This is a genomic window from Puerhibacterium puerhi, from assembly GCF_009846865.1.
GTDB classification, from domain to species: domain Bacteria; phylum Actinomycetota; class Actinomycetes; order Actinomycetales; family Cellulomonadaceae; genus Puerhibacterium; species Puerhibacterium puerhi.
The window spans coordinates 79,472-90,183 of sequence record NZ_WUWN01000013.1; the positions used below are offsets into that span (position 1 = coordinate 79,472).

9 protein-coding genes and 1 rRNA gene are annotated in these 10,712 nt (G+C 73.9%); 8 read left to right on the forward strand and 2 right to left on the reverse strand.

Annotated elements, in window-relative coordinates:
* The first annotated feature begins 46 nt into the window (after positions 1 to 46).
* The gene (locus GSF02_RS09335) at positions 47 to 571 is read left to right on the forward strand and encodes an rRNA adenine N-6-methyltransferase family protein (RefSeq protein ID WP_159795053.1); all 525 of its coding nucleotides are present in this window, start codon (positions 47 to 49) and stop codon (positions 569 to 571) included.
* An 8-nt stretch (positions 572 to 579) separates the two neighbouring features.
* Here the strand turns inward: GSF02_RS09335 and GSF02_RS09340 are convergent, their stop codons facing one another.
* A complete protein-coding gene (locus GSF02_RS09340; protein WP_159795056.1) occupies positions 580 to 1,764 on the reverse strand; it encodes an ROK family transcriptional regulator in 1,185 nt (394 codons plus the stop codon).
* 187 nt (positions 1,765 to 1,951) lie between these two features.
* Between GSF02_RS09340 and GSF02_RS09345 the strand changes: the two genes are divergently transcribed.
* The 6 genes from GSF02_RS09345 (at position 1,952) to GSF02_RS09370 (ending at position 9,173) form a co-directional block, all read left to right on the forward strand.
* Positions 1,952 to 3,436 carry a sugar ABC transporter ATP-binding protein gene (locus GSF02_RS09345; RefSeq protein WP_235915475.1) on the forward strand — a complete coding sequence of 495 codons (1,485 nt, stop codon included), beginning with the start codon at positions 1,952 to 1,954 and terminating at the stop codon, positions 3,434 to 3,436.
* Positions 3,437 to 3,534: 98 nt separating this feature from the next.
* A complete protein-coding gene (locus GSF02_RS09350) occupies positions 3,535 to 4,515 on the forward strand; it encodes an ABC transporter permease (protein ID WP_235915476.1) in 981 nt (326 codons plus the stop codon).
* Between the two features lie 52 nt (positions 4,516 to 4,567).
* On the forward strand, positions 4,568 to 5,629 hold the full coding sequence (locus tag GSF02_RS09355) for a substrate-binding domain-containing protein (RefSeq protein WP_159795063.1): 1,062 nt from the start codon (positions 4,568 to 4,570) through the stop codon (positions 5,627 to 5,629).
* Between the two features lie 114 nt (positions 5,630 to 5,743).
* Entirely contained in the window at positions 5,744 to 6,988 is a 1,245-nt protein-coding gene (locus tag GSF02_RS09360; protein ID WP_235915472.1) for a Gfo/Idh/MocA family protein, read from the forward strand.
* A 38-nt stretch (positions 6,989 to 7,026) separates the two neighbouring features.
* Positions 7,027 to 8,028 (forward strand): sugar phosphate isomerase/epimerase family protein, encoded by a 1,002-nt coding sequence (locus GSF02_RS09365; protein WP_159795066.1) that lies wholly within the window; start codon positions 7,027 to 7,029, stop codon positions 8,026 to 8,028.
* A 155-nt stretch (positions 8,029 to 8,183) separates the two neighbouring features.
* Entirely contained in the window at positions 8,184 to 9,173 is a 990-nt protein-coding gene (locus tag GSF02_RS09370; protein WP_159795069.1) for a sugar phosphate isomerase/epimerase family protein, read from the forward strand.
* 61 nt (positions 9,174 to 9,234) lie between these two features.
* On the opposite strand, the gene GSF02_RS09375 is transcribed toward GSF02_RS09370, so the two are convergent.
* On the reverse strand, positions 9,235 to 9,870 hold the full coding sequence (locus GSF02_RS09375; RefSeq protein WP_159795072.1) for a GNAT family N-acetyltransferase: 636 nt from the start codon (positions 9,868 to 9,870) through the stop codon (positions 9,235 to 9,237).
* Between the two features lie 733 nt (positions 9,871 to 10,603).
* On the opposite strand from GSF02_RS09375, the gene GSF02_RS09380 reads away from it, so the two are divergent.
* A 16S ribosomal RNA gene (locus GSF02_RS09380) occupies positions 10,604 to 10,712 on the forward strand; the annotation flags it as partial.

Sequence of the window (10,712 nt, forward strand, 5' to 3'; positions counted from 1 at the left end):
GGTGCCGCCTACGGTCGCGCCATGACGTTCATGGTGATGGTGCGCCGTGCCCGGGAACGGGTCGCGGCGCGCGTGGGGCTGGCACCCGCTCCGCGCTGACTTCGCCCGCGCGGTCGTCGCCGACGCCGGCGTGCTGCCCGGCGAGCTCGTGCTCGACCTCGGGGCCGGCACCGGCGCGCTGACCCACCACCTCGTGGCGGCGGGCGCCCGCGTCGTGGCGGTCGAGCTGCACCCCGGCCGCGCGCAGGCGCTGCGGGAGCGGTTCGCCGGCGCCGACGTCCGGGTGGTCGCGGTCGACCTGGCCGCCGTGCGCTGGCCGCGCCGGCCCTTCCGGGTGGTGGCCAGCCCGCCGTACGGGCACACGACGGCGCTGGTACGCGCGCTCCTGGACCGGCGGACGGCGCTCGTGCGCGCCGACCTCGTGCTCCAGCGGCAGGCGGCGCGGCGGCTCGCCGAGCGCTACGCGGGTGCGCCGCGCTGGCACGTCGAGGTGGCGCGGGCGCTGCCGCGGCGCGCGTTCTCCCCGCCGCCGCGCGTCGACTCCGCGGTGCTCGTGGTCCGCCGCCGGTGACGGCCGGCTCAGGCCTCCAGGGCGGCGTCGATCGCGGCGGCGGACAGCACGTGGTCCACGGCCATGACGCTCGCGCCCAGCACGCCGGCCTCGGCGCCGGTGCGGGCGGTGACGATCCGCAGGTGCTGGGTGGCCAGCGGGAGCGAGCGTCGGTAGACGACCTCGCGGATACCGGCGACGAGGTGCTCGCCGGCCTCGGCCAGGATCCCGCCGATGACGATCGCCGAGGGGTTGAGCAGGCTGACGCTCGCGGCGAGCACGGTGCCGATGTCCCGCCCGGCCTGCCGCACCGCCTGCGCGGCGGCGGTGTCGCCCGCGCGCACCAGCGCGACGACGTCGGCCCCGGTGCGCGCGGACGCGCCCTGGGCGCGCAGCGCGTCGGCCACCGCCTGCGCGCTCGCGACCGCCTCGAGGCAGCCGAGGTTGCCGCAGCGGCACTGCACCTGCTCGGCGCCGGGCAGCGCGACGTGCCCGAGGTCGCCGGCGGCGCCCTGCGCGCCGCGCAGCAGGTGCCGGTCGGTCACGATCCCGGCGCCGATGCCGGTGGCGACCTTGACGAACAGCAGGTCGTCGACGTCCGGCCAGGCCGCGCGGTGCTCGCCCAGCGCCATGATGTTGACGTCGTTGTCCACCAGCACCGGGACGCCGAACCGGGCGCCGAGGATGCCGGGCACGTCGGCGTCGTCCCACCCCGGCATGATCGGCGGGTTGTTCGGGTGGCCCGAGGCGTGCTCGACGGGCCCGGGCAGCCCCACGCCGACGGCGACGAGGTCGGCCGCGCTGCGCCCGGCCTCCTCGAGCAGCTTGGCGCCGGTCTCGGCGACCCACGCCAGCACCGCGTCGGGTCCGTCGGCGATGGCCAGCGGCGCGTCGTGGGCGGCGAGCACGGTGGGGGACAGGTCGGTGACCGCCAGGCGGGCGTGCGTCGCGCCGAGGTCGACGCCGAGCACCACCTTGACCCCCGGGTGGAAGGCGAAGGTCGTCGGCGGCCGCCCGCCGGTCGACGTCGCCTCGCCCGCCGGCGCCACGAGCCCCGCCGCGAGCAGCGCGTCGATGCGCGCGGCGACGGTCGACCGGGCCTGGCCCGTGATGCCCGCCAGCTCGGCCCGGGTGCGCGGCCGGCCGTCGCGCAGGAGCTGGAAGAGCTCGCCCGCTCCGGCGCCGCGCGGCGCTGCGGGACGGGGGTGCGTCATCACTTCCACCATGGGCACAGTCAATCACGATCGATGACCGTGGAACTTATGATTGACGACCGTCAAAAGTCCGACTACGTTCCGACGCATGGTCAGTGACGACCGTCACGGCGGCGAGGCCGCCCACGACGCGATGGAGCGCACGCAGGCGCCGACCGCCACGGCGGCCGGCCGTCCGCTGCTGGAGATGCGGGGCATCGTCAAGGTCTTCCCGGGCGCGCGGGCGCTCGACGGCGTGGACCTCGAGGTGCTGCCGGGCGAGGTGCACTGCCTGCTCGGCCAGAACGGCGCCGGCAAGTCGACCCTGATCAAGGTGCTCGCCGGCGCCCACCAGCCGACCGAGGGGCAGATCCTGATCGACGGCGAGCCGGTGACGATCCCCAGCCCGGTGGCCGGCCTCAAGCTCGGCGTGGCGACGATCTACCAGGAGCTCGACGTCGTCGACGGCCTCACGGTCGCCGAGAACGTCTTCCTGGGCCACGAGCTCGACTCGGCCGGGTTCTCCCGCCGGCGCGAGGCGGCGCGGCGCACCCGCGAGCTGCTGGCCCGGCTCGGGCACGGCAACATCTCGCCGCACCGCGAGGTCGGCACGCTGTCCGCCGCGGGCAAGCAGGTCGTCTCGATGGCCCGCGCGCTGTCCCACGACGCGCGCGTGATCGTCATGGACGAGCCGTCCGCCGTCCTGGACACCGGCGAGGTCGCCACGCTCTTCCGGATCGTGCGGGAGCTGAAGGCCCAGGGCGTCGCCGTGGTCTACATCTCCCACCGGATGGAGGAGATCCGCCAGATCGGCGACCGCATCACCGTGCTCAAGGACGGGCGCACCGTCGCCCAGAACCTGCCGGTGGCGAGCACGCCGACCCGCGAGCTCATCCGCCTCATGACCGGCCGCACGGTGGAGTTCGACTTCCCGCCGCGCCCCGGTGTGCCGGCCGACGCGCCGGTGGTGCTCGACGTCGAGAACCTCGGCCTGCGGGGCGTCTTCGAGGACGTGAGCCTCCAGGTGCGCGCCGGCGAGGTCGTCGGGCTCGCCGGGCTCGTCGGCGCCGGCCGGTCGGAGATCCTCGAGACCCTCTACGGCGCGCGCCGTGCCACGACCGGCAGCGTGCGCGTCGACGGCCAGCGGCTGCGCCCGGGCTCGGTGGGTGCCGCCGTCGGCGCCGGCATCGGGCTCGCGCCCGAGGAGCGCAAGAGCCAGGGCCTGCTGCTCGACGAGCCCGTCTACCGCAACATCACCCTGTCGACGTTCGGGCGCTTCGCCCGCGGCGGGCTGCTCGACGAGCGCGCCGAGCGCAAGGTGGCGCGCGAGCAGGTGGCGGCGCTGGACCTGCGTCCCGCCCAGGTGGAGCGCGCGGCGCGCACCCTGTCGGGCGGCAACCAGCAGAAGGCGATGCTGGCGCGCTGGCTCGTGCACGGCTGCCGCGTGCTGCTGCTGGACGAGCCGACCCGCGGCGTCGACGTCGGCGCCCGCGCGGAGATCTACGGCCTGGTCCGTCGCCTGGCGGACGCCGGGACCGCGGTGCTCGTCGTCTCCAGCGAGATCCCCGAGGTGCTGGGGCTCGCCGACCGCGTCCTCGTGGTGGCCGAGGGACGCGTGGTGCACCAGTCCGCCGCCACCGAGATCGACGAGCACCGCGTGCTCGACCTCGTCATGGAAGGGAGCGCAGCGTGAGCGAGCCGACCATCGGAGCCCGCACGACGGCAGGCGACGACATCGCCCACCGGCTGCCGGGACAGGACGCCGGGACCGCCGGCGGGCATCAGCAGGCGATCGACAGCGGCTCGCGCCGGTGGTCGAGCAGCGGCGCGGCCCGCAACGGCGGGCTCGTCGTCGCCCTGGCGCTGCTGTGCGTGGTGGGCTGGGCGACGGCGGGCAGCCGCTTCGCCAGCCTGCAGAACGTCGAGGTGATCCTCAGCCTGGCGGCCGTGACCGGCGTGCTGGCGATCGGCATGACCTTCGTCATCACCGCCGGCGGCATCGACCTGTCGGTCGGGTCGGTGCTGGGCCTGGCCTCCGTGTGGGCGTCGACCCTCGCGACCCAGGCCATGGCGCAGCAGTACGGCTGGGTCGTGATGGTCGGCTGCGCGCTGGCCGTCGGCCTCGGCGCCGGCCTGGTCAACGGGGTGCTCATCGCCTACGGCCGGGTCGTGGCGTTCATCGCCACGCTGGCGATGCTGGCCGCCGCCCGCGGGCTGGCCGAGATCATCGCCGGCCGGCGCACCCAGATCGTCACCGTGGACTCGTTCCTCGACATCTTCCGCGGCGACCTCCTCGGCCTGCCGGTCATCGTGTGGATCTTCCTCGTGGTCGCCGTCGCCGGGTGGTTCCTGCTCAACCGGACCACGTTCGGCCGCCGCACCGTCGCCGTCGGCGGCAACCCCGAGGCCGCCCGCCTGGCCGGCATCAACGTGCGCCGGCACACCCTGTACCTGTACGGGCTCACCGGCCTGGCCGCCGGCATCGGAGCGGTGATGATGCTGGCCCGCACCACGGCCGGCTCCTCCACCAACGGCACGCTCCTCGAGCTCGACACGATCGCCGCCGTCGTCGTCGGCGGCACGCTGCTGGCCGGCGGCCGCGGCACCATCGTCGGCACGGTGCTGGGCGTGCTGATCTTCTCCACCCTCACCAACGTCTTCATCCAGAACGACCTCAACAGCTCGGTCCAGGCGGTCGCCAAGGGCGCGATCATCGTCGGCGCCGTCCTGCTGCAGCAGTGGTTCGCCCGCCGCGACACCGCCACCACCTGACCGAGCCCCCGTCCTGCCCCACCCCTCCAGGATCCGGATCGAAGGAGATCTCATGTCCGCACGCACGCAGCGCCGGCGCCTCGTCGGTGCCACCATCGCGGCCTCGGCGGCCGTCCTGCTCGCCGCCGGCTGCACCAGCAACGAGCCGCCGCAGCAGGAGGACGAAGGCGGCGGCGGCAACGCCGCGGCCGCGGCCGGCACGGAGAACGACGAGCCGGGCGACGAGGTCGTCATCGGCTTCTCGGCGCCTGCCGCCGACCACGGCTGGATGGGCGCCATCACGTCGGCCGCGCGTGCGGAGGCGGAGAACTACGAGGACGTCACCCTGCGCGTCGCCGAGGGCACCAACGACGTCAACCTCCAGATCAGCCAGATCGAGGGCTTCATCAACGACAAGGTCGACGCGATCGTGCTGCTGCCCTTCGACGGCGCGGCGCTGACCGAGGTCGCCACCAAGGCGATGGACGCCGGCATCCCGGTGATCAACGTCGACCGCGAGTTCTCGAGCCCGTTCGCCGCCCGCGCCACGATCCTGGGCGACAACTACGGCATGGGCGTCTCCGCCGGCACGTACATCTGCGAGCAGCTCGGCGACAACCCGGACGCCGTCGTCGCGGAGATCGCCGGCATCGACTCGCTGCCGCTGACGCAGGACCGCAGCCAGGGCTTCAAGGACGCCCTGGCCGACTGCGGCCTGGACGTCGACGCCCGCGTCGCCGCGGACTTCACCGTCCAGGGCGGCGAGGCCGCGGCCACCAACCTGCTGCAGGCCAACCCGAAGATCGACGCCATCTGGAACCACGACGACGACCAGGGCGTCGGCGTGCTGGCGGCGATCGAGAACGCCGGGCGCGACGAGTTCTTCCTCGTCGGCGGCGCCGGCTCCGCCAACATGATGCGCGAGATCCAGTCCGGCGACAGCGTCGTCCAGGCCACCGTGGTCTACCCGTCCACGCAGGCCGCCGACGGCATCAAGCTGGCCCGGCTCGTGGCGCACAACAAGTCCATGAGCGACCTGGCGTCGGTGGGCGTGCCGCGCACCACGACCCTGTACGCCCCCGTGGTCACCGCCGACAACGTCGACGAGTTCATGTCCATCGGCTTCGAGTCCTGACGCGCCGGCCGCGGGCGGGGCGACCGCCCGCGGCCGACCGGGACGGCGCCCGCCGTCCGGCGGGCCGCGCGGCGGCCCGCCCCGGCGGGCGAGCACGAGACGGAGGGAGCCGAGATGGAGCAGCACGGGACGACGCCGGAGCTCGGCGTCGGCATGGTGGGGTACGCCTTCATGGGCCAGGCCCACTCGCAGGCGTGGCGCACGGCGCCACGGTTCTTCGACCTGCCGCTGACGCCGCGGATGCGCGTCGTCGCCGGCCGGGACGCCGCCGCGGTGGCCGAGGCCGCCGCCCGGCTCGGGTGGGAGGAGTCGGTGACGAGCTGGGAACAGCTCGTGGCCCGCGACGACGTCGACCTCGTCGACGTCTGCACGCCGGGCGACACCCACGCGCAGATCGCGATCGCCGCCCTCGAGGCGGGCAAGCACGTGCTGTGCGAGAAGCCGCTCGCCAACACGGTCGCCGAGGCGGAGGCCATGGCCGCCGCGGCGGCGACCGCCGCCCGGCGCGGCGTGCGGGCGACGGTGGGGTTCACCTACCGCCGGGTGCCGGCGGTCCGGCTCGCGCAGCAGCTCGTCGCCGAGGGGCGCATCGGCCAGGTGCGCCACGTGCGCGCGCAGTACCTGCAGGACTGGCTCGCCGACCCGCAGGCGCCGCTGTCGTGGCGGCTCGACAGGACGAAGGCCGGCTCCGGCGCCCTCGGGGACATCGGCGCGCACGTCGTCGACCTCGCGCAGTTCGTCACGGGCGAGCGGCTCACGGGCGTGGCGGGGCTCCTGGAGACGTTCGTCCACGAGCGGCCCCGGCCGGCGCAGTTCGCCGGCCTGCACGGCGCGGCGGGGGAGGGCACGGGCCCCGTCACCGTGGACGACGCCGCGGTGTTCGTCGCGCGCCTGTCCGGGGGCGGGCTGGCCAGCTTCGAGGCCACCCGCTTCGCCTGGGGCCGCAAGAACGCCATCCGGCTCGAGATCAACGGGTCGCTGGGGTCGTTGGCGTTCGACTTCGAGGACATGAACGTGCTGCACCTGTACGACGCGACCGAGGACCCGCGCACCGCGGGGTTCCGCCGCATCGTGGTCACCGAGCCGACCCACCCGTACGTCGACCACTGGTGGCCGGCCGGGCACGGCCTGGGCTACGAGCACGCGTTCACCCACCAGGTCGTCGACCTGGTCGGGGACCTCGCCGCCGGGCGCCAGCCCACGCCGTCGTTCGCCGACGGCCTGGTGGTGCAGCGCGTGCTCGACGCCGTCGAGCGCAGCGCCGCGGCGGGGGGTGGCTGGGTGGACCTGCCCGACGTCGACGCCGTCCCCGCCGCGCAGGGCGCGGCCGCCGGGGTCGGCGCCGCCGACCCCGACTGAGCAGTCACGCAACCCGGACGAGAGCAAGGGAGCTCACCGTGGCACGACCGATCACGCTGTTCACCGGCCAGTGGGCCGACCTGCCCCTGGAGGAGGTGGCCAAGCTCGCGTCCTCGTGGGGGTACGACGGGCTGGAGCTGGCCTGCTGGGGCGACCACCTGGACCCGTGGCGCTGGGACGACGACGAGTACGTCCAGGGCCGCCTGGACCTGCTCGAGCGCCACGGCCTGAAGGTGTGGGCGATCTCCAACCACCTCAAGGGCCAGGCCGTCTGCGACGACCCGATCGACCAGCGCCACCGCGACATCCTGTCCGACCGGGTGTGGGGCGACGGCGACCCCGAGGGCGTGCGGCAGCGCGCGGCCGAGGAGATGAAGAACACCGCCCGGCTGGCGGCACGGCTCGGGGTGAAGACCGTCGTGGGCTTCACCGGCTCGTCGATCTGGAAGTACGTGGCGATGTTCCCGCCGGCCTCCGAGGCGATGGTCGAGGCGGGCTACCAGGACTTCGCCGACCGGTGGAACCCGATCCTGGACGTGTTCGACGAGGTGGGCGTGCGGTTCGCGCACGAGGTGCACCCCAGCGAGATCGCCTACGACTACTGGACCACCGTGCGCACGCTCGAGGCGATCGGGCACCGCGAGGCCTTCGGGCTCAACTGGGATCCGAGCCACATGGTGTGGCAGGACCTGGACCCGGTCAGCTTCCTGTGGGACTTCCGCGACCGGATCTACCACGTGGACTGCAAGGACACGAAGAAGCGGATGACCAACGGCCGCAACGGCCGGCTGTCGTCCCACCTGCCGTGGGCCGACCCGCGCCGCGGCTGGGACTTCATCTCCACCGGCCACGGCGACGTGCCGTGGGAGGACGCGTTCCGGATGCTCAACACCATCGGCTACACCGGGCCGATCTCGGTGGAGTGGGAGGACGCCGGGATGGACCGGCTCGTGGGCGCCCCCGAGGCGCTCGAGCTGGTGCGCCGCCTGGCGTTCGACGCGCCCGACGCCGCGTTCGACGCGGCCTTCTCGAGCCGGTAGCCCCCCCGACCGGCAGGCGGCCCGCGCCCGCGGGCCGCCTGCCGGCTCGCGTCCGCGGCCGGTGCGCCGCGGGACGGCGGCGCCGCGGGACGCGGGCGGCGTCCAACTGCCCCGGCGGCGATCGTCGCCGCCGGTTCGATCAAGGGAGATCGAGCATGACACCACGCAGTGAGGTCAACCGCAGGTCGTTCCTCCGGCTCGCGGGCACGACGGTGGCCGTGGGCGCCGCCACGCTGTCCACGGCCACCGTCGCCGCGGCGGCGCCGGGCGCCGGCACCGGTGCCGCGGCCGGCGGCGGGGGAGCACGGCTCGTGCCCCCGGGCAAGCTCGGCATCCAGCTGTACTCGATCCGCGACAAGGTGCAGAGCCTGGGGTTCCGCACGGTCTTCGAGCGGCTGGCGGAGATCGGCTACTCCGAGGTGGAGTTCGCCGGCTACACCCAGGGCACCGGCCCGATCACCATCGCGGAGATCCGCCGGCTGCTGGACGACAACGGCCTGCGCGCGGTCGGCTCCCACCGCGGCATCGGCGACTTCGCGGCGAACCTCGAGCGCGAGCTCGACATCGCCGAGGAGCTCGGCATGCCGCACGTCGGCACCGCCAACGCGCCGTCGAGCACCCGCACCGTCGCGGCGTACCAGGCGGCGGCCGAGCAGTTCAACCGGTTCGGCGAGGCGGCCCGGGCGCGCGGGTTGAAGTTCTACCAGCACAACCACGACGGCGAGTTCGCGTTCGCCACGGACCAGCCGTCGGTGCGCCTGTACGACGTGCTGCTGCAGAACACCGACCCGGAGTCGGTGTTCCTCGAGATGGACGTCTACTGGGCCTTCGTCGGCAAGCACCGCTACCCGGGGTTCGAGCCGATCGACTACGTGCTGGCCGACCGCAAGCGCTACCCGCTGTTCCACCTCAAGGACGGCAGGGCGAACGAGACGGCGGCGGGGTACTCGATCGTCGAGTTCGGCGTCGGGGACATCGACTACCGGGGCTTCCTCGGGGCGCTCCAGGGAGTCGGGCGCCAGCACGGCATCTGGGAGCAGGACAACGCCGCGACGGTCGCCGAGCCGCCGCACCCGGCGGACTCGTTCGGCAACGCCGAGCGCAGCCACGACCGGATCGCGGCGCTGCGGGCGCGCAAGGGCTGAGCGAGCGGTCCCGGGGCCGGGCACCCGTGGCGGTGCCCGGCCCCGGGCGCGCCGGGCGGGGTCAGCCGCGGTGGAGCATCACGACGTCGTCGTGCAGCTGGCCGCCGACGTCGTAGGTGCGCGTGCCGACGACCTCGAAGCCGTGCTTGCGGTAGAAGGCCTGGGCGCGGCGGTTCTCGCCGTTGGTGCCGAGCCACAGCGGCAGCGCGGCGTGCCCGTGCGCGGCGGCGAGCTCGGCGGCCGCGGCGAGCGCGCCGCGCATGAGCGCCGACGACGACCCGGTGCCCTGGGCCTCCGGGTGCGCATAGATCTTCGACAGCTCGGCGTACGGGCCGGGGCCCCCCGTCGCTTCCCGCAGCACGGCAGCCTCCTGGTCGCCGTCCGGCGTGCCGACCTGGACGAGGGCGTAGCCCAGCAGGCGCTCGGCGGTGGTGTCGTCCGCCGCGTGGGCGACGAGCAGTGCGTGGTCGGCGCTCGCGGCCCACGCGCGGAACTGCGCCGGCGTGAGCCTGCGCGCGACGTGCAGGGCCATCTCCGTCCGCTCCGTGCCGGGCGGGCAGGCCAGCGGGAACGTGGCGGCGGCGAGCCAGGCGACGTCGGCGGCCTCCGCGAGGGCGGCGCGGCGCACGACGACGGCGGGCCCCACCGGGGGCGCAGCGGCGGAGGAGGCGGGCGAGAAGGAGGGCACGGTGCTCACGTCCCGAATGTAGGGCGGGCCGCGCGGCGCGGGCGCGTGCGGCCGACCAGCGAGCCGCCCGCGGCACCGAGGCCGCGACCGCGCTGTTCGGGTGGCGGGGTCCGGAGTACCGCGCGACACTGGAGGTGCTGCACCGGCACCGCCGCCGAGACCGGCGACGGACCGGGGACGACGCACCGCGTGGCGTGTGGTCGCGATCACGCGTCGGCGGGTTGGCGCCCCGCCGCGGGGCGTGTAATGTTCTACGACGTCAGCCCGACGGGCCGGCGGACACGACGAGATCGACGAGGCGGAGACGCCGAGGCGATCGGGTGGCCGCGCCGGGGCTGGAACTCACACCGATCGAAGTGCGGGTGCTTTGTGCGCCCACAACGAGAAGCGGTGCGGGGGCTTGCCGGGATTCATTTCCGCCGGCCTCGCGGTGATCTTCGGGTCGCCCAGCGGGTTGGAATAACGGAAAGGGATCTGGTAAGTTAGACGAAGTCGCCCCGGGCGGTGAGAGAGAAAGACTCGAGCCGGATGGTGTGCGTCGGTTGTTTGAGAACTCAACAGTGTGCTTGACAGTCAATGCCAAGTTTGTATCCCTCGGGGGACTGCCGTCTGGTGGTTCTTGGAGGATTCCTTTGGACAATGAACTGAACTGTCAGTTTGGTTCCTTGCCAGTTGATTAGATGCCCCTTTTTGGGGGTGCTTCGTATGGTCGTTACCGGGCCTGGCCTGGTGGCATCAGACATTTACGGAGAGTTTGATCCTGGCTCAGGACGAACGCTGGCGGCGTGCTTAACACATGCAAGTCGAACGGTGAAGCCCAGCTTGCTGGGTGGATCAGTGGCGAACGGGTG